This window comes from Mycobacterium farcinogenes (assembly GCF_019739075.1).
Classification (GTDB): domain Bacteria; phylum Actinomycetota; class Actinomycetes; order Mycobacteriales; family Mycobacteriaceae; genus Mycobacterium; species Mycobacterium senegalense.
In genome coordinates, this window is the sequence record NZ_CP081673.1 from 1,653,665 (window position 1) to 1,671,159 (window position 17,495).

Annotated in this window: 15 protein-coding genes; 7 read left to right on the forward strand and 8 right to left on the reverse strand. The window is 64.5% G+C overall.

The genetic code is table 11. The features are described 5' to 3' along the window. Nucleotides 1-71: 71 nt before the first annotated feature. From K6L26_RS07755 to K6L26_RS07780, 6 genes are all read left to right on the forward strand, one after another. Nucleotides 72-923, forward strand: coding sequence for a type IV toxin-antitoxin system AbiEi family antitoxin (locus K6L26_RS07755; RefSeq protein WP_221852881.1), 852 nt, complete (start codon nucleotides 72-74; stop codon nucleotides 921-923). A gap of 81 nt (nucleotides 924-1,004) precedes the next feature. Continuing rightward, nucleotides 1,005-1,673, forward strand: a complete 669-nt coding sequence (locus tag K6L26_RS07760) for a hypothetical protein (protein WP_064964352.1) — start codon at nucleotides 1,005-1,007, stop codon at nucleotides 1,671-1,673. 72 nt (nucleotides 1,674-1,745) lie between these two features. Then, the gene (locus K6L26_RS07765) at nucleotides 1,746-2,978 is read left to right on the forward strand and encodes a PE-PPE domain-containing protein (RefSeq protein ID WP_221852882.1); all 1,233 of its coding nucleotides are present in this window, start codon (nucleotides 1,746-1,748) and stop codon (nucleotides 2,976-2,978) included. Nucleotides 2,979-3,664: 686 nt separating this feature from the next. Then, nucleotides 3,665-5,026, forward strand: coding sequence for a hypothetical protein (locus K6L26_RS07770; RefSeq protein WP_019344959.1), 1,362 nt, complete (start codon nucleotides 3,665-3,667; stop codon nucleotides 5,024-5,026). 799 nt (nucleotides 5,027-5,825) lie between these two features. After that, the gene (locus K6L26_RS07775) at nucleotides 5,826-7,376 is read left to right on the forward strand and encodes a hypothetical protein (protein ID WP_221852883.1); all 1,551 of its coding nucleotides are present in this window, start codon (nucleotides 5,826-5,828) and stop codon (nucleotides 7,374-7,376) included. Nucleotides 7,377-7,641: 265 nt separating this feature from the next. Beyond that, on the forward strand, nucleotides 7,642-8,190 hold the full coding sequence (locus tag K6L26_RS07780) for a hypothetical protein (RefSeq protein ID WP_048896124.1): 549 nt from the start codon (nucleotides 7,642-7,644) through the stop codon (nucleotides 8,188-8,190). 48 nt (nucleotides 8,191-8,238) lie between these two features. Here K6L26_RS07780 and K6L26_RS07785 read toward each other — a convergent pair whose 3' ends face one another. From K6L26_RS07785 to K6L26_RS07795, 3 genes are all read right to left on the reverse strand, one after another. Then, the gene (locus tag K6L26_RS07785; RefSeq protein WP_036392335.1) at nucleotides 8,239-8,820 is read right to left on the reverse strand and encodes a DUF1707 SHOCT-like domain-containing protein; all 582 of its coding nucleotides are present in this window, start codon (nucleotides 8,818-8,820) and stop codon (nucleotides 8,239-8,241) included. Nucleotides 8,821-8,917: 97 nt separating this feature from the next. Beyond that, nucleotides 8,918-9,679, reverse strand: coding sequence for an SDR family oxidoreductase (locus K6L26_RS07790; protein WP_221852884.1), 762 nt, complete (start codon nucleotides 9,677-9,679; stop codon nucleotides 8,918-8,920). A gap of 50 nt (nucleotides 9,680-9,729) precedes the next feature. Further along, entirely contained in the window at nucleotides 9,730-10,095 is a 366-nt protein-coding gene (locus K6L26_RS07795; protein WP_036392337.1) for a heme-binding protein, read from the reverse strand. Nucleotides 10,096-10,219: 124 nt separating this feature from the next. On the opposite strand from K6L26_RS07795, the gene K6L26_RS07800 reads away from it, so the two are divergent. After that, the gene (locus K6L26_RS07800; RefSeq protein WP_064898101.1) at nucleotides 10,220-10,471 is read left to right on the forward strand and encodes a hypothetical protein; all 252 of its coding nucleotides are present in this window, start codon (nucleotides 10,220-10,222) and stop codon (nucleotides 10,469-10,471) included. A gap of 65 nt (nucleotides 10,472-10,536) precedes the next feature. On the opposite strand, the gene K6L26_RS07805 is transcribed toward K6L26_RS07800, so the two are convergent. From K6L26_RS07805 to K6L26_RS07825, 5 genes are all read right to left on the reverse strand, one after another. After that, nucleotides 10,537-12,543 carry an alpha/beta hydrolase family protein gene (locus K6L26_RS07805; RefSeq protein WP_245008701.1) on the reverse strand — a complete coding sequence of 669 codons (2,007 nt, stop codon included), beginning with the start codon at nucleotides 12,541-12,543 and terminating at the stop codon, nucleotides 10,537-10,539. A gap of 347 nt (nucleotides 12,544-12,890) precedes the next feature. Then, a complete protein-coding gene (locus K6L26_RS07810; RefSeq protein WP_019347858.1) occupies nucleotides 12,891-13,334 on the reverse strand; it encodes an ester cyclase in 444 nt (147 codons plus the stop codon). Nucleotides 13,335-13,596: 262 nt separating this feature from the next. Next, nucleotides 13,597-14,364 carry an enoyl-CoA hydratase family protein gene (locus K6L26_RS07815; protein ID WP_221852886.1) on the reverse strand — a complete coding sequence of 256 codons (768 nt, stop codon included), beginning with the start codon at nucleotides 14,362-14,364 and terminating at the stop codon, nucleotides 13,597-13,599. Continuing rightward, entirely contained in the window at nucleotides 14,364-15,521 is a 1,158-nt protein-coding gene (locus K6L26_RS07820) for an acyl-CoA dehydrogenase family protein (RefSeq protein ID WP_019347856.1), read from the reverse strand. Before K6L26_RS07820 ends, K6L26_RS07815 begins: the two co-directional genes overlap by 1 nt. Beyond that, nucleotides 15,518-17,452, reverse strand: a complete 1,935-nt coding sequence (locus tag K6L26_RS07825; protein ID WP_221852887.1) for an ATP-binding protein — start codon at nucleotides 17,450-17,452, stop codon at nucleotides 15,518-15,520. The genes K6L26_RS07820 and K6L26_RS07825 overlap by 4 nt, the downstream gene beginning before the upstream one ends. Nucleotides 17,453-17,495 lie beyond the last annotated feature (43 nt).

The window sequence follows — 17,495 nt, forward strand, 5'->3', positions numbered from 1 at the left end:
CTGTCGACGACGTCTGCGTCACTTTCGGCGCAGCGGGGAGCCGTGCGGTACGCCGCTGCGTCCAACTACACATGCAGATTCCCTTCGTCGGCGCGGACGCTGTTGCGGCGGGCCATCTGACCAAAGGTCAATTGCGCGCCCGGTATCGGCAGATCTATGCCGGCATATATGTCCCGCGGCATCATCAGCCATCACTTCGGGACCGCATCGTCGGCGCTCACCTGGCCGCGCCCAATGCGGTGGTCACCGGGGTGGCCGCCTCGGCGATGTACGGCGCGCAGTGGGTCGATGACGACGCTCCGATCGAGCTCATCACTGCCACGCGGCGACAGCCCGGACTGCTCGTGCGGCGGGAAACGCTGCACGTCGACGAGTGGTGGACGATGGGCGGAGTCCGGGTAGCCACGCCGGAGCGCACGGCATTCGACATCGCCCGCCACCTCCCACGCGGCAAGGCGGTGGAGCGGCTCGATGCTCTTTGCCGAGCCCGTCCCTTTGCCGTCGAGGACGTCCTGCTGATTGCGAAGAGTCACCCCGGCGTGCGTGGACTCCGACAGCTTCGGACGGTGCTCCCGCTCGTCGACGGTGGTGCCGAGTCGCCACCGGAGACGCGGCTGCGCTTGGTGTTCGTCGACGCCGGATTACCCCGGCCCACGACGCAATACGTGGTGTACGACGAGGACGGCTCATACGTCCGCCGGATCGACATGTGCTGGGAGGAGTTCAGGGTCGGCGCTGAATATGACGGCGAACAGCACCTCACCAGCCGCCACCAGTATGTCCTCGACGTGCGTGTCAATCGGGTGTTGCAGCGGCTGGGCTGGCACGTCATACACGTCGTCAAAGAGGACCGCGCCGCGGCGATCGTGGCGGAGGCCCGTACCGCGTTGCTCGCCAGGGGTTGGCAACCACATCGAAAGTGACGCAAATGTCGCTGGCAGCGCGCCCGAGCGACTCCTGCGTCGCACTCGGCGTGCTGAGGCCTCGCGTAGTGTTTGTCACCGATGGGGGACATGAAGTGGGTCGCGGGCGCGGTCGGATTGGCGGCCGGGCTGATTCTGAGCGGCTGCTCGACGACGGTCGAGGGCACCGCGAAGGCCGGGTTCGACGCGTCCGGACACTCGGCGGCTGACCCAGGCGGGTCTGGATACAAGGCCCAGAGCTGCGAGCAGCTGCATTCCGATCGCTGGATCGAGCTGCCGGGCACCGCTCCCGGTGAGCCCAGGGTGCGTATCGCGCAGCCACCCGGTTGGGAACCTGTGCCTGAGTTGGCAAAGGACGCGGTCAAATTGGTGCTTCGTAACGTGTCGCTCAGCGACGGAGTGACGAATCCTGCCGTGTCGGTGGCCACCGGGGACGCCACCGACGGGGACAAGTCTCCGAAGGATCTGCTGAACGACAGCCTCGAAGGGTTCAAGGCCGGTGGCGGACAGAACGTCGACCAGGTGTCGTCCGAGATCTGCGGATTCCCCGCGGTTATGGCCAACTACACCCTGCCGCCCACGAACGGCGGCAAGACGATCTACGTGACCGGCATCTCGGTGATGGTTCCCATGGGATCGAAGGTGTGGAACGTGGTGGCGCTCGCCCAAAGCACGTCGCCCAACAACAAGACCTACATGGCCGACGCTCAGGTGATGTTGGCCGGGTTGCGTATCGCAATGCCTCGCTAGTCCCGTTCGCTGACGAGGTTGATTGCCGTCGGGTAGCTTCTGCTCATTCCAACTGGGTGGAGAGGCGGCGGCATGACACGACGCTGGGCTGGACATGCTTTGCCGGCGTCGGTGCTGGGCGGGATGGCGCTGGCAACGGTGGCGGCGCTGGGGGCGACGCAGCCGGTGACCGCGGTGCAACTGTCGGCGCTCATCATCGGCGCGAGTTCGACGAACCCGGGCGGTGACGGTGTCGCGGATTTCTACGGCGGGCTGTACCGGCAGGGGCAAGAGGAGCCCGTCGTCGCGAACTTCTTCACCGGCCCGCTCGGGATCTATCAGGCCGTCAAGGACAACAACGATCACGACAACGTGGTGTTGTCCTCGGGTTGGGGTGCGGCCAATGCCAGCTTGCTGCTGACCTACGGCAAGCTGACCCACGATCCCGCGGTCACCCAGCCCTCGTTGTACGTCCTCGACAACAACGTGGCCAGCCCCAATGGCGGATTCGGCACGCGGCTACCGTTCTTCGCCCTGATCGGTGTCAACCCGATCCCGACGCCGACGGACCCCGGTGTGCCGGTGGTGAACGTCGTCTACGAATACGACATCAACTCCAATATCCCGGCCTATCTGTGGAACGCGCCTGCGATGGCCAACTCGTTGATGGCCTACCTTGATCGCCGGCTCGACCAGGACAGCCTGGATTTCCCGATCGACGCCCAGGGCAACGTGCGTGATTGCGATGCCAGCTGTCAGGAGACGCTGGACTCAGGCGGCACCGTCGTGCGGCATACCGCTGACGGCACCGCGCGGATCAGCAAGGTCGACGACACGACCTACGTCGGCTACGAGTCGGAGAACTTGCCTCTGGTGTCACCGCTGCGGGCATTCGGGGAGCAGGGCAACCTGCTGGCGGACGCGGCCACGCCGGTGCTGCGGGCGGTGGTCGACTACGGCTACCCCGACAACGACCCACTCGCGAACCCGCAGCAGTACACCCCGCTCCGGTTGATCCCGACGCGCACGGAAACCGAGCGCTTCGTCCACGACTTCACCGCCGGGCTGCAGGAGGGCGCGAATGTGTTGCGCGACGGTGGTTCTGCGACCCGGTCGGCGCCCGTTCCGGCAACGCGTCCGTCGCTGCGTAAGAGTCTGGACTTCTCCCCGAAACCCTTGGGACGAGAACGGGTTTCGGGAGAGCAGGGGGGTCGTAGGCCTGTTGTGGCCGGCGTGCGAACGCTGGTGAAGAAACTGCGCGGCGAGCGACCGGCGGCCTCCCCGCACACGCCGGGCACCGACAAGGAACCGTCAGACGCGGACTGACGTCGGCTCCGATTCAACGTTTGCTGGTGCGTTTGTGCGCCGTCCCAATTCGGAAATGATTTGTTTACCGTTCGTTAACGCACGATGGCCTGGCGCGGTGATGTGAATTCCACTTCATATTGCGGTTGCAAGTTTTTGTCGTGCGCCGCCCTGTTGCAAACAATGGTTGGTTCAAACGCGCAGCGCGGTGCGGCGGTGACCTTCGCTCACGGCAAGGACTGACACGTACCGGGGCCCTGGCGAAATCCTGAACGCTGTCGGTCCGGGGCATGGCCTCGAAGCGCTCGACACTCCGGCATGAACTTGCATTATTTGTGTGTTTTCTGCGGTTGGCCTGCGGTCGGCGAGTGCTTCGGTGGAGGCTGGCTCGAGTGTGCTGCAGCAACCGTTGTCGCGGTGCCCTCGAGGCGGTGGTCCGCGTGTTCGGCTGACCGAAACTGGAAGCCAGCGACGTGCTGGGAATAGCTGAAAACGGCCGTAGTGGGACCGCTAAATTTGAATTGAGAAATGTCGTCGCAGCGCCTGATTCAAGTGTATTCATTGCGTAGGCAAAGGGCTGCGATCCCGCGTTTCTAAAAGTTGCGGGAGGTGGTGGCCACACATAGCATTCTCAGGAGTTTCTAAGTTGTACACAGGTACCAGCACGGGTCTTCACAACCCGCTCATGCTCAAAAGGGGCTTCGCGTATGGCAGTTCGTCCGCTCGTCACCACTGGTGTCGCACTTGTCAGCGCCGGCGCACTTGTCGCCGGGGCCCCGGCACTGTTCGTCCCGCATAGTGAAGTCACCGTTGCCTCGCCGACCGCGTCCACGGTCGAAGCGCACAAGACGCTGACCCAAGAGCAGATCAACCTGCTGGCGTTCACGGTCACCGGCGCTATCGATGCGTTCTTCAACGGTTACGGCGGGCTGTATGCCGTGGGGCAGGTCCCTGCCACCGCGAACTACAAGGATGCCGCCGGCAACTACGTTCCTGTCACCGACGACACTCCTTCTACGGCAGAGCTTTACAGCGCGGACGGCGCGGCGCTCTACGTCTTGGACGAGACCGGAGATCCAGTACGGGCGACGGTCGCCAACATCGGTGCAGACGGCAGCCACCAGCCTTTCGTCGATGCGGACGGCGAACCCGTTTCGGAAAGCGACCCCGGCAACTGCAGCGCCACCGGCGCGATCTGCCAGGACGGGTTCACCGGTTTGGCCTACTACGCCAGTGACCAGCTGCTGCCCCTGGGGCCGATTGACAACATCTTCTTTGAGGAAGGCTTCACCGAGTTCGCGCGGATCGCAGCGGTAACCGTCGCCCAGGCGGTCGACGCCGTTGTTCCGCGCCTCACCCTGGAGCGCCGGGTCAACGACTTCTTCGCGGGCGGCATCACTCTGCTCACCCAGAATCTGATCGACGACAACCTTCCGGACGGGCCGGTGGGCTCCTGGGTCAAAGGCCTGAACGACGCCTTCTTCGAAGACGGCATCACGGGTGCGGTCACTTACGTCGTGAACGCGATCATCTCGCCGACTGCCACGGAATCCGGAATCCAAGCTCTCCAGGTTGCAGAGCAAGATGAGGTTGACGCCAAGTCGGGCGTGACCTCCACCGGCGTGCCGAACTTCAGCAAGCTGCTGAGCTTGCCGACGACGAAGCTCGATGTCGAGTCTCCGTGGAAGAAGCCGCCGGCCCCGAAGCTCCTCGAGAAAGAGGACGAGGTCCAGGTGAGCGAGAACGTGGACGGCGGCACCGAGACCACTCTCGTGGCGGAGGAGACGAAGCCCGAGCCGCTGAAGATCACGACACCGAAGTTCGAACTGCCCAAGCTGGATCCGCCGAAGCTGAATCTGGATCTCAAGTTCAAGGCGAAGGACGTTGCGGCCAGCGAGGAAGCCGGCGGCACGGACACCAAGACCGGTAACAAGGTCGCGCCGGCCATCTCCTCTGACAACGGCAAGTCGAGAGACGACCACAACGGCAAGAAGTTCCTCACCAAGTTGAAGGATGCGGTGGACAAGGCCACCGGCGGTGAGAAGGACTCCGGAGACAGCGACAAGTAGTAGTTCCGCGCTCACGTCACGGCCCCTGTTCTCGGGGGGGGCCGTGACGTTTTCGTTTATGTGTACAGGCGGGAAGCCCGTCGGCGTCCACCCGTTGCCCCACGGTCTCAGGTATTTCTCAGCTTCGAGAAACGCTCGGAAAATTCGCTGCCAAGCCCGTGACCTGGGCTTATTGACTTCACCGTAAAGCGGAAAGCCCGAGTGTCCGGGTGTCACCCTTTTCCGGATGGGTCGATTTGAATCAAAGGTGGGGGCATTCGTTTCTCGCCCCGTGGTTCGTTTGCCTCCGGCGGTGGGCATGCCGCTGTCTGACGGGCGGGGCGCGCGGCGTTCGCGAGCCCGGATCGGCACCACTTCGAGCGGCCGCTCAGGACTGGAGTCTGCCACCAGCTCTATGTGGTCTGACCTAGCAATATGAGGCGGCGGCACTGGAGCATGTGACGAGCCACCCGATGCAGTTCCGAGTGTGCCGGGGCGGCGCGGCGGTGGGCCATGCAACGAGTTCCTCGGTCTCCCACCCGCGACTTTGCGCTCAGCGGGCTCGGTGGCAACGGTATTCGCAATTAGCTGGTCCGGTTCCGGACGGAAATCCCTCGTTCTGCATCGAAAAAATCTGTCGCAGTCGCCGCGCGGAAAGAGCCCGCGGCGGAGCGTCACGGGCCCGCATGTCGCAGGGAAAGAGGTTGCGGGTAAGGGTGCCGGGAATTACCCTTCTCAAGGACTTTTAAGGTTTTGCGCAGGTATCTGCACGGGTTCTCAGGAGCCCCGCTCACGCTCGAGATTAAGGGGTTCCACCCAGATGGCAGTTCGTCCGCTCGTCACCACCGGCGTCGCCCTTCTCAGCGCCGGCGCGCTCGTTGCCGGGACCCCTGCGTTGTTCGTCCCCCGCGACGAGGTCACAGTGGCTTCCTCCGCCATGGAAGCTTCCTCGCACCGGAAGCTGACGGCCGAGCAGATCAACCTGTTGTCGCTGTCTCTTGAAGGCGTCGTGGATTCCTTCCTTAATGGGTATGGCGGGTTTGCCAATCCGGGCGTTGTTATCGCGCCCACGGCTGGCTACATCCTCAATGACAAGGGTCAGCTCGCCTATCCCGGCGAGAACACTCCAGACGACGCGCTCCTGTACGACTTGGACAAGTTGGCTCTCTACAAAAAGGTGGACGGCCAGCTTGTCCGCGCCACCGTCGGCGATATGGGCAGCAACGTCCAGTTCTACGACGCGGCCGGCAATGAGGCCAACGAATGGGTTGAAGACCCGGGCAATTGCGCCGCGGAGGGGGCGGTGTGCCAGGACGGATTCACCGGCCTCGCCTACTACGTCACCGACAACTTGCTGCCCTTCGGAGATTTGGACAATGTCTTCTGGGAGTCCGGCCTGGTGCCGTTCTTCCAGGTTGCCGCGGAGATCGGCCCGGCGCTCATTGATTCTGTCCCCGGCTTAGAGCGGCTCCAGCTGACCAAGCGGGTGGACGAATTCTTCGCGGGCGGAGCGGCTTACGTCGCCTACAGCATCATCAACGACAACCTGCCGGATGATGCGCTGGGCGAGTGGGCCAAGGGCCTCAACGCGACGTTCTACACCGGCGGGGTCACGGGCGTCGTCAACTACATCGTTGAAACCGTGAAGGTGCTGACCGAGCCGCAGGGACCGGATGCCGACAGTGTCAGCCTCCTGTCGGCAGTGGAGAAGACCGAAGCCGCGACGGAAACCGAGACCGGAGTCACCTCCACGACCCTGCCGGACGTCAGCAAACTCCTGAGCCTGCCGACTCCCAAAGTCGACGTCGAGTCGCCGCTGAAGAAGCTGGCGGAGCGGCTTGGTGCGCCGGCTGAGTCGACGCCCGTCAGCACTCTTGAGGTCAAGGAAGAGGGCGCGGCCGACGACACGATCGTCGACGGCGTCACCGCACCCGCCACTCCGGCTGCCGAGGTGTCCACGCCCACGGCGCCGAAGTTCGAGCTGCCCAAGTTGCCGAAGGTGGATCTCGACCTCGCCCCCAAGGCTGAGGAAAAGGCGGCCGAGGAAGTCAAAGAGCCTGCGGCCGAGGAGAAGTCCGAGGATGCGGGCGCCGGCGAGACGGGCGCTGCTTCGGGGACCGGGCATAAGTTCGAGCCCCGGTCGCGTGCCACCGAGCGCAAGAAGACGGCCGGCCAGAAGTTCGTCGAGAACGCCACGAAGAACCTTGAGAAGGCCTTCAAGCCCACCACCAAGGCTGGACCGAGCAAGCATGAGACCGCCAAGCGCGACGGTGATTCCGGCACTGGCAGCACCACTGGGAGCAGTGCCGACACCGGCAGTGCGGCCGGCGACAAGGACAGCGGTGACGCAAAAGGCAAGAAGGACAAGTAACCGCCTGACCTGACGCAACGGCCCCCTCCAAATAGGAGGGGGCCGTTGCGTTTTCACGTACTTGGCGGCTACCTGTATGCCAGCTGTGAGTTCTCATGATCATGTGCCGAACGGCAAATGAACAACATCGCCACTACCTATCGCTGCAGCTCGCGGTGCCTTAGGTTCGCTGGCGGGCCAGCGGCAATGTCGGCCGGGTAGGCCCAATCTAGCTGTGGCGCAACGCCAATCACGAGAGGTTACAGGCATGGCAAAACATCGGAAGATGTCTGAGCGGTCGGTGCGGACGCGGACATTGGTTGGGGGTGTCATCGCGGGTGGCGCGTTGGCGGTGGCCTTGCCGACGGGTCTGGCGTCCGCTGACACCAGCGCGTCGGGTAACGCGGTCGGCCGCCCGGCCTTCGACAACCCCGCGCCGGGTGTGCGGGCCGCACAGGCTGTGGGCGACAAGGTATTCAACCAGACGCCGGGCATCAACAAGACGCTCGATGACAGCCCGCTGGGCGAGGTTTACCACACCAACTTCGGCACCGCGAACTACGCCGATCCCAGCAAGGGCACCAACGGCGCGATCCAGGGCGAGCTGAACGTCAACGCCGGCAAGTACTACTACAACCAGACGCAGAAGTACTCGAACCAGTACCTCGGCAACAAGCTCCTCCCCGACGAGAAGGACCTGCCGGGCACCCTGCCCAAGGCCATCGCCGGGGACGGACCCACCGCCAAGGTGTCGAGCGTCAAGGAATCGAGCGCCAAGCCTTCCAACTCGAACAAGGCGCTGACTTGCGTCGCCGCCACGAGCTGCAATCACTGATCACAAGACACACGGACGGGCGGGCCTTCTGGCCCGCCCGTTTTTCGTTCAGTCGGTCTTGTTGCGGCGCTTCCTACGTTTGACGCTGACGCTGCCCCACAGCGAGAAACCGCGGATGTGGACTCGCGGAGCACCGGCGGTGCCGTCGCCCTCGACGCTCTGATCGAAGTTCCCCATCACGCCGACACCGTCGACATCCACATTTACCTCGGGCGGCACCAGGATGGTCTGCCCACCGAAGATCGAGTAGGTGCGGACGTCGACATCCGGTGCGGTGAAATCGGCGTAGCGAAGGTCGACCACCCCACCGCCGAAAAGTGCGAACGTCGTCAGCTTCTTCGGCACGTTCCACCGGCCGCGGCGCTCGAACCCGCTCATGATGGCCAGCAGCAGCGTCGAAGGGGCGGGGCGACAGTGGCCGGCCGAACAGTTCACCGCGCCGGGAAGATCACGGCTCAGCCGGGCCAGATCGTCATAGGTCTCTGCCGCGTAGGCCTTTGCTAGCCGGTCCTCATACTCGGTCATCGGCAGCCGGCCCGCGGCGGCAGCATCAGTGAGCAGCTGCGCCACCTGAATGCGGTCGGTGTCGGCAGCCCGCATCGACCTGCCCTGCGGCGCTGAAGTGCTCATCGCTGTCGAGCCTACGACGATCGCTGTCACATGCAAGGCCGATGGCCGAACTGTGTCGGGATGGTTGCGACAATCGACGCCGCGCGCAGAAGACGAGCTATCCGCCGGTGCCCAGATAGTCCTGGAACGATGCCCCGCCGACCGCGTTTTCCGGGGTCAGATTGGCCCCCGACCTGTAACCGGTGACGATGCGTCCGGGGATCGTGAATCTGGCCACGCGCCGGACGCTGTTGTGTGCTGAGAGATACATCTGTCCCAATTCTGGGTGAGTGTGGACGCTGGGCCCGCCGATGTCGGCTACCCGCTGGGCCGGCTCTGAATCGATCAAAGAGACCAGCCGGGCCGCCACGTCACGGGTGTCGATGGGCTGGAATCGGACCCCGCGCAGCGTCCACAAAACCGGTGAGAACCGTTGGACCGAGAACGACTTTTCGATTAGCTCGTGGAACTGCGTGGCACGCAGGATCGTGTACCCGATGCCGGACGTCTCGAGCGACTGCTCGACCCGCAACTTGGTCTTGTAATAAGGAAGCGGGATGTCGTCGATCCCGACGATCGAGATGTAGATGACGTGCCCGACGCCCTTGCGTCGCGCAGCCTCGATCAGGTTCCGCGCCGCCCGGACGTCCTTGCTTCCGGTGGCCTGGGTGGCGCAATGGATCACGACGTCCACGCCGTCGAGCGGGGCATTCAAAGACTTAGGCTTGAGCAGGTCTGCTTGGTGCCAATGCACGCCCGTGTAACCCACCCGGTTCCGACGGCTCAGTGCCCGGACATGGTGACCGGCCTCGGTGGCCTCAGGGACGACATGGTGGCCGAGCGTGCCGGTCGCGCCGGTGACGAGCACTGTGCGTGGCATGTTGGCCACGCTACCGATGCGTCGCCGGGGCTGTCAGCGATTAGGCGGCTCTAGATGACGCCGGAGATCTCGGCTTCGAGCGGGATGCCGCAGCGGTTGCGGAGATCGATGGCGGGCCTGCGAATCGCATCCAGCTCGGCGCGCACCTGAGGATTGTTGTTGAGATAGGTCTTCGTCTGCTCGGCGGCCGCGGACTTGCCTTGGCCCTGAAGGCCGGTGAAGAACGCGTTGACGTCGGGATGAGTGAAGAGATAGCCACTCATATTCGTTGACACGTCGCCCATGACCGCTGTGACATCGGCCGTCGTGCAATTCGGCGGCTCGGCCGCTGCGGTAGCCGACGCCCCGAGGGCGACCGCGCCGGCTCCCAACACGATTGCGGTGACGCGACCTAGTGAATGGGTTACGCGGTTCATCGGACTCCTCGATCATCGGATGCGGCGACGTGCGGTGGTCTATGTTTGCGGTAACGATAACGTGCCGGACAATTTCGCGGGTGAGGTCGACGCAACGTCGACCCAGATGAAAGGAAGCACCACCATGGCGCAGATGCCAAAGTTCCTGGTTCTCGGTGCCGCAGCGGTGGGCGCTGTGGCCGCGATCCTCGCCGCGCCGAGTGCCTCTGCCGATCCCTCGCTGCTGCCGCAGTGCGAAACCACGGGTGGGAGCTCGATTGCTGGCGGGCAGACCACCGATTGCGCGTCCGAAGGCAACGTCCAGATCGACTCGACGCCAGGCGTATACCCCGGCGAGGAAGAGTTCTACGGCTTTCCAGCATTCGGCTTCATCTGAGGTCCTAGACGCGTCGGCCGCAGGCGTCGTCGGCGAACAACGCCTGCGGCTGACGCGGTCGGCGCCTACGCGGCTGCGCCCGTCTTCTTCTCCGACTTCTGTGCCTTGGCCTTGGTCTTCGGGGTGTTCTTCTTCGTGGTGTCGACCGCGTCCTTGACGTCCTTGACGTCCTTGGCGGCGCCTTGCACTTTCGCGACGGTCTCCTTGACCGACTTCTGCAGCGGATTATTCGCATCGACAGCGTGACGGGCCCGGGCCTTGGCTTTGGCCTCAGCCTTGGTCTTGACGGACTCGGACAGCTTGGTGACATTGTTGGAAATCTCGTTGTCCTTCAACGAGTCCTTGTCCACTCCGGCGTCTTTGAGTGTGTCCTTGATCGGCGTGGCGGTGCCTTCGGATTCCGTGGCGGGTGCCTCGATGCTCAGCGTCTTGAGCTGGCCGCCAGTCGACGGGACTGACGTGATCGACTGGGTGCCCGACTTATTGGTCGTGGTTCCGTTGACCTTCAGCATCCCGTCGATCGCCGACTCAACCTGAGCGTTGATGCCATCCAGGGCGTGGGTGACCGGGGCCAGTCCCTTCTCGACCGCATCGAACATGGGATCGGCGGCGTTCTTCTGGATGGCCTCCAAGGCGTCGCTCAATGCCTGGGCGACCGCCACCGATACCGCGTTCTGCACGATCGGTTTGAAGTCCGTCCCAGGAAGTTTCGGAGTCCAGGCCTCCGGGTTGAGGGCATGGTCCTGAATCCCGTCCACCAACGCGTCGAAGACGGTTTGAACCGCTGCCAGTTGCTGCGTCGGAGTGAGCGGGGAGTGCCAGAAGTACGCCTGGTCACCGGCCTCGTCGAACGTGCGCTCCAGGGTGTCGGGGTTGACGTCCTGATAGCCCATGTTCACCATCATCCGCAGCGCGTCTTCGACGCTGTCGGTCAACGGAGTCGGGATATCCACCCCCGGAACGAGATTCGCAAGGTGCGGGACCATCCGGAACGGCTCGAGCAACGGGAGATTGCCGGAGTCATACGTGATGTAGGTGGCGTTGCCGGGGAAGTTGAAGAGCTTCACGTCGATAAGCTGCAGCAGGCTACCGACGAGCGGAATCATGTCCGTGCCTTGGCCACCGGTCGGGTCGAGCATGACCTTGAGGCCGTCGATTATGCCGCCGCCTAACTCCGGCAGCACATGCTCGGTGACGTTGTTGCCCTCGTCGGGCAGCAGGTAGGTGAGGAACACTCCGGCGGCAGCCGAGTTGGCCCACGCCAGCGGGTTCAGCGTGGTGGGGACATCAGAGAGCGGGTTGTAGGCCCAGGTGATGTCGAGGATCGACGTGTTGAGGACCTTGGTTTGGTCGGCGTTGGTGTAGCTGCCTGCATCCGGTGTGGTCAGGTTCAGGCCGAAGAGATTGGTGAGAGGTGTTGCGAGGGCGAATAATCCACCGCCCGGGCGGCTCGGGTTATTGACGAAGATCAGCCACTGCCCGGTGATGCCTTCGCCCCAGTCCTCGCTGTCGGACTGCACCGCGTTGATCATGTCGCGGTAGGCGAGCGATGTGGTCAGCCCGCCCAGGCTCTCAGAAAGAACGATGGCACGGCGTTGATTCAAAATGGGCGCGGCTTTGACCAGCCACTGCAGTACCTTCCCGCCAAGCCCAAGCATGTCAGCGAGGCCGGTAGCGGTGTAGTCCAGATCCTTCACCGCGTCGTACACGTCACTCGGCATCGGGCCCTTGACTCCGGACTCAACGGGTGAGATCTTGCCGAGCGTGTCGAGCAGAGCGGTGGCGACCGCTGCCAGTTCAGTGTTGCCGGTCAACCCTCCGGCCGCCTTGATCACGTTCTCCGGAGTGATTCCCAGCGCTTGCGCGGCCCAGAAAATCGGGCCGACTCCGTAGATCCCGACGATGTCGGGGATCTTGCCCGGGTCGGGATTCGTGGCCGCTGTCAGCTCGACATCCGCTTGCACACTGCGGTTGTGCGCGGCGAGCGCTTCGGGCGCAGAGGATGCGACGCCGGCGGTCAACGCTGCCGTAGTAGCGATGACCGCTGCCGTGGTGGCAGCGGTCTTGGCCATGCAGAGACGGGGAGAAGTGGGCTGTGACATCAAGCGCGCCGCCTTCGAGGTGTGATCTAACCGACAAAGTGCTTGCATACTGTAGCAACGAGTATTTGCGGAATAGCAAATTTGCCCAGAATGCGATCTTGTGCACAAAAGCGGATGCGGCGTGCTACGGAATCCGTTGTCGATCAGGCGGCGTGACCTACGTGCCAGGGTGATTCAGCGCGGTCCTCATAGGGTTGTAGTGCCTGCACAGGCGGTCGCTGGTTGGGCCGCCCTGATTGCGGTCACAGCTGGCGCGCGCGAATAGCTGTCCCGCGGGCGGTTGCCCTCTGCGGGACAGCTATGCGCGTCACCGATGCCTAGGCGGGCGCCTTCTGTTGTGCTCCGGCCGGAATCAGCCCGAGCTGCTGCAGCATCCCCAAAGTGTCCCAGGTGACCCAGCTTTCGGCGATCTTGCCGTCTTCGATCCGATCGACAATGGTGAGGTTGATCCGGCTGTGCTTGCCGGTTGGCGCCTGGCCCATGATCTCGCCGGTGTTGTCGCCTTGTGCTTCGATCATCGTGCAGACATAGTCGCCCTCTGCGAGTTGCCTCTTCGCATCGAACTTCATGTTGGAGAACGATTTCCGATACATCCCCATCAAGCTTCGCATGTGCTCGGGGCCACGCTGATCGCCGAACGGATCCTGAGTGTCGTGGAAGGCGGCAGTGGGAGCGACGAGGTCGTCCAGCTCGTTGAGGTCGCCGGAAGCAAATACCTCCCAGATGCGTCGGGAAATCGCCTTGTTCTGATCATCGGCCATGGTTCCGGCCTTTCCTGGGGATACCGCACGGCAGAGGACGTCCGCACAAGAAACGGTAGAACCGCGGCGAGCTCTGTGACAGAGGCGCCGGCCCGTTTGCTGCCAGAGGCAACTACCGTCGGCGAAGACCACGCGGGCTGACCTGCTGCAAGCCCACCGTTGCCAGCGGTCGGTGGCGCGGATTCGCCGTACGAATCGCGAGATTGCCGAGGCGGCCGGCGTTGGGCGCGCCACGACGAAAGGTTCGCTGAGGTCGTGACTGTCAGCTCACCCAGCTCGGCGGCCGCTTCTGTAGGAAGGCCATCATGCCCTCGCGGGCCTCGTCGGAAACGAACAGCTGAGCCGATTGCCGGGTCAGGTCCTCGGCGTCCCGATCGAACCCGCGCAGGATCGCTGCCGTCGTCAAGGCTTTCGACGTGGCCAGCCCCTGCGGTGAACCCTTCGCGATCTCGGTCGCCAGCGTGGCGACCGCGCCGGGGACGTCGTCGGCCGCCATGGTGATGAGCCCGATCGCAGCTGCCTCGGCGGCGCCGAACTTCTCGCCGGTGACGAAGTAGCGTCCGGCGGCGCGCGGCGACAGCTTCGGCAACAGGGTCAACGAGATGATCGACGGCGCGACGCCGATACGCGCCTCGGTGAGCGCGAACGTGCTTTGCTGACCGGCGACGACGAGGTCGCACGCGCCGACGAGACCCATCCCGCCGGCCCGCACGTGCCCGTCGATCGCGCCGATCACCGGAACCGGCAGTTCCAGGATGGCCCGCAGCAGTTTGGTCATCTCCCGAGCCCGGCCCACCGCGATGTCCCCGGGATCCTGGCCGGCAGCCTCACTGAGATCGGCTCCGGCACAGAAAGTTCCACCGGTGTGCCCGAACACCACCACTCGGACACCGGGCTCGGCAGTTGCCGCGGCCAGGCCCTGGTGCAATTGCTCCACCAGCGCGGTCGACAGCGCATTGCGGTTGTGCGGGGAGTCCAGGGTCAACCGGGCGACGGCCCCGTCGACGCTGTACTGGACCAGCGTGCTCATCAGTAAGACCGAGGCAGGCCGAGTGAGGTCTGCGCGACGAAGTTCAGGATCATCTCGCGGCTCACCGGGGCGATACGGGCCAGCTTCGAGGCATTTACCGCGGCGGCGATGCCGTACTCCTTGGTCAGGCCGTTGCCGCCCAGGGACTGCACGGCCTGATCCACCGCACGCACCGATGCCTCACCGGCGGCGTACTTGGCCATGTTGGCGGACTCGGCGGCACCGAAGTCGTCACCCGAGTCGTACAGGGTGGCGGCCTTCTGCATCATCAGCTTGGCCAGCTCGATCTCGATGTGGTTCTGCGCCAACGGATGTGACAGACCCTGGTGCGATCCGATCGGCACCTTCCAGACCTGGCGGGTCTTGACGTACTCGACGGCCTTGTTGATCGCGAACCGGCCCATGCCGACCGCAGACGCCGCGCCCATGATGCGCTCGGGGTTGAGCCCGGCGAACAATTGCGCGATCGCGGCGTCCTCGGACCCGACGAGTGCATCGGCGGGCAGCCGCACGTCGTCGAGGAACACCTGGAACTGGCTCTCCGGGCTGATGATCTCCATCTCGATCTTGGTCCAGTTCAGACCCGGGGTGTCGGTCGGAATGACGAACAGGGCCGGCTTGAGATTGCCGGTCTTGTGATCTTCGGTTCGCCCGACGACGAGCACGGCCTGCGCCTGATCGATGCCGGAGATGAACGTCTTCTGGCCCTTGAGGATCCAGTCGCTGCCATCTTTACGGGCGGTGGTGGTGATGCGGTGGCTGTTGGACCCCGCATCCGGCTCGGTGATCGCGAAGGCCATGGTGATCGACCCGTCGGCGATGCCGGGGATCCAGCGCTTCTTCTGCTCCTCGGTGCCGAACTTGGAGATGATCGTGCCGTTGATCGCGGGGGAGACCACCATCATCAACAGGGCCGCACCGGAGGACGCCATCTCCTCCATCACCAGCGACAGCTCGTACATGCCGGCGCCGCCGCCACCGTACTCCTCGGGCAGGTTCACCCCGATGAAGCCGAGTTTGCCTGCCTCGTTCCACAATTCGGTGGTGTGCTCGCCGGCGCGGGCCTTCTCCAGGTAGTAGTCCTGGCCGTAGTTGGCGGCCATCGCTGCCACCGCCTGGCGCAGGGCCTTCTGTTCCTCGGTTTCGATGAAGCTCATGACTGTTCTCCTTCGGATTCAACGCGGGCTAGTACGGCGCCGACCTCGACCTGCTGGCCTGCGGCGACATTGAGTTCGGTCAGCACCCCGTCTTCGGGTGCGGCGATGGTGTGCTCCATCTTCATGGCTTCCAGCCAGATCAGCGGCTGTCCGGCGGTGACGGTATCGCCGACGGTGGCACCGACCCGCACCACCGAACCGGGCATGGGTGCCAGCAGCGAGCCATGCGCCACCGCGTCGTCCGGATCGGGGAAGCGGGGCAACGCGGTGAGCGCGACCGGACCGAGCGCGGAGTCGACGAACACCTGATCGCCATACCGTGCCACGTCGAACGCCCGCTCAACACCATTGACCGACAGCACCACTCGCTCCGGCGTCGCCGACACCAGTGCAATCCCGTCGTCGTCGGGCAAATCCACCCCGGTGCGGCTGAACCGGTAACGCACCGGAGCCTCGTCGCCGGCTACATCGCGGTACGTCCGGGACTGGTAACCCGACGCCAGATTGCGCCAGCCGCTCGGCGCCGCACCGAAAACGCGTGCACTGCGGCGGTTGTGCGCGGCGTCGGCCAAGGTGGCGGCGATCGCCGAGAGCCGCACCGCATCGGCGCCCGCCAGTGGTGCGGCGAGCGCATCAAGGTTGTGGGTGTCGAAGAACGCCGTGTCGGTGGCCCCGTCGAGGAATGCCGGATGCCGCAGCACGTTCACCAGCAGATCCCGGTTGGTACGCAGACCGTGAATCTTGGTGCGGGACAAGGCATCGGCGAGCACCGTGGCGGCCTGCCGCCGGGTCGGGGCGTAGGAGATGACCTTGGCCAGCATGGGGTCGTAGAAGATCGACACCACCGAACCGTCTTCGATGCCGGTATCGACGCGCACCTGCCCGGGAACGTCGAACCGGTGGACCGTGCCGGCCTGCGGCTGCCAGCCCTTGGCCGGATCCTCGGCGTAGAGGCGGGCCTCGATGGCAGAACCGCGGGAGGCCGGCGGCTGCGCATCGAGGCGGCCGCCGTCGGCAACCAGGATCTGCAGCTCAACGAGATCCAGTCCGGTGGTGGCCTCGGTGACCGGATGCTCCACCTGCAGCCGGGTGTTCATCTCCAGGAAGAAGAAGTCACCTTTGTCGTCCGCCATGAACTCGACGGTGCCCGCCCCGGTGTAGCCGATCGCCTCGGCGGCCAGCCGGGCCGCGTCGAACAGCTTCTCCCGCATCCCAGGAGTGCGCTCCACCAGCGGTGACGGGGCTTCCTCGATCACCTTCTGATGGCGGCGTTGAATCGAGCATTCGCGCTCGCCGACAGCCCACACGGTGCCGTGCTCATCGGCCAGAACCTGTACCTCGACGTGGTGTCCGGCGGCCAGGTAGCGCTCACAGAACACCGTCGGGTCACCGAACGCCGACTGTGCCTCACGCTGGGCGGCAGCCACTTCACTTGCCAGATCTGACAGTTCGCGCACCACCCGCATACCGCGGCCACCGCCGCCGGCCGAGGCCTTCACCAGCACCGGCAGCTGATCGGCGGTCACCGTCGACGGGTCGAGTTCGGTCAGCACCGGAACGCCGGCCGCGGCCATCATCTTCTTGGCTTCGATCTTGGAGCCCATGGCCTGTACGGCGTTCACCGGCGGCCCGATCCAGGTCAGCCCGGCGTCGATCACTGCGGCCGCGAAATCGGGGTTCTCCGAGAGGAACCCGTAGCCGGGATGGACGGCGTCGGCGCCGGCGGCCCGGGCCGCGGCGATGATCTGTGCCGAATCGAGGTAGCCGTTGTTGCCTTCGAGGCGCACGCGCGCGTCGGCTTCCACGACATGAGGTGATCCCGCATCGGGGTCGGTGTACACCGCGACGGTGCCGATGCCCAGACGGCGGCACGTCTCGAACACCCGGCGGGCGATCTCGCCGCGGTTGGCGACCAGAACTCTCGTAATCATTATCACCGAACCTGAGCTTGTGGTCGAAGAATTGTCGAAAACT

What these genes read in the sequence shown, in the direction of transcription:
- K6L26_RS07755 (WP_221852881.1), top strand. Translation starts at nt 72, where the DNA reads ATGCAGATTCCCTTCGTCGGCGCGGACGCTGTTGCGGCGGGCCATCTG.
- K6L26_RS07760 (WP_064964352.1), top strand. Translation starts at nt 1,005, where the DNA reads ATGGGGGACATGAAGTGGGTCGCGGGCGCGGTCGGATTGGCGGCCGGG.
- K6L26_RS07765 (WP_221852882.1), top strand. Translation starts at nt 1,746, where the DNA reads ATGACACGACGCTGGGCTGGACATGCTTTGCCGGCGTCGGTGCTGGGC.
- K6L26_RS07770 (WP_019344959.1), top strand. Translation starts at nt 3,665, where the DNA reads ATGGCAGTTCGTCCGCTCGTCACCACTGGTGTCGCACTTGTCAGCGCC.
- K6L26_RS07775 (WP_221852883.1), top strand. Translation starts at nt 5,826, where the DNA reads ATGGCAGTTCGTCCGCTCGTCACCACCGGCGTCGCCCTTCTCAGCGCC.
- K6L26_RS07780 (WP_048896124.1), top strand. Translation starts at nt 7,642, where the DNA reads ATGTCTGAGCGGTCGGTGCGGACGCGGACATTGGTTGGGGGTGTCATC.
- K6L26_RS07785 (WP_036392335.1), bottom strand. Translation starts at nt 8,820, where the DNA reads ATGAGCACTTCAGCGCCGCAGGGCAGGTCGATGCGGGCTGCCGACACC.
- K6L26_RS07790 (WP_221852884.1), bottom strand. Translation starts at nt 9,679, where the DNA reads ATGCCACGCACAGTGCTCGTCACCGGCGCGACCGGCACGCTCGGCCAC.
- K6L26_RS07795 (WP_036392337.1), bottom strand. Translation starts at nt 10,095, where the DNA reads ATGAACCGCGTAACCCATTCACTAGGTCGCGTCACCGCAATCGTGTTG.
- K6L26_RS07800 (WP_064898101.1), top strand. Translation starts at nt 10,220, where the DNA reads ATGGCGCAGATGCCAAAGTTCCTGGTTCTCGGTGCCGCAGCGGTGGGC.
- K6L26_RS07805 (WP_245008701.1), bottom strand. Translation starts at nt 12,543, where the DNA reads ATGGCCAAGACCGCTGCCACCACGGCAGCGGTCATCGCTACTACGGCA.
- K6L26_RS07810 (WP_019347858.1), bottom strand. Translation starts at nt 13,334, where the DNA reads ATGGCCGATGATCAGAACAAGGCGATTTCCCGACGCATCTGGGAGGTA.
- K6L26_RS07815 (WP_221852886.1), bottom strand. Translation starts at nt 14,364, where the DNA reads ATGAGCACGCTGGTCCAGTACAGCGTCGACGGGGCCGTCGCCCGGTTG.
- K6L26_RS07820 (WP_019347856.1), bottom strand. Translation starts at nt 15,521, where the DNA reads ATGAGCTTCATCGAAACCGAGGAACAGAAGGCCCTGCGCCAGGCGGTG.
- K6L26_RS07825 (WP_221852887.1), bottom strand. Translation starts at nt 17,452, where the DNA reads ATGATTACGAGAGTTCTGGTCGCCAACCGCGGCGAGATCGCCCGCCGG.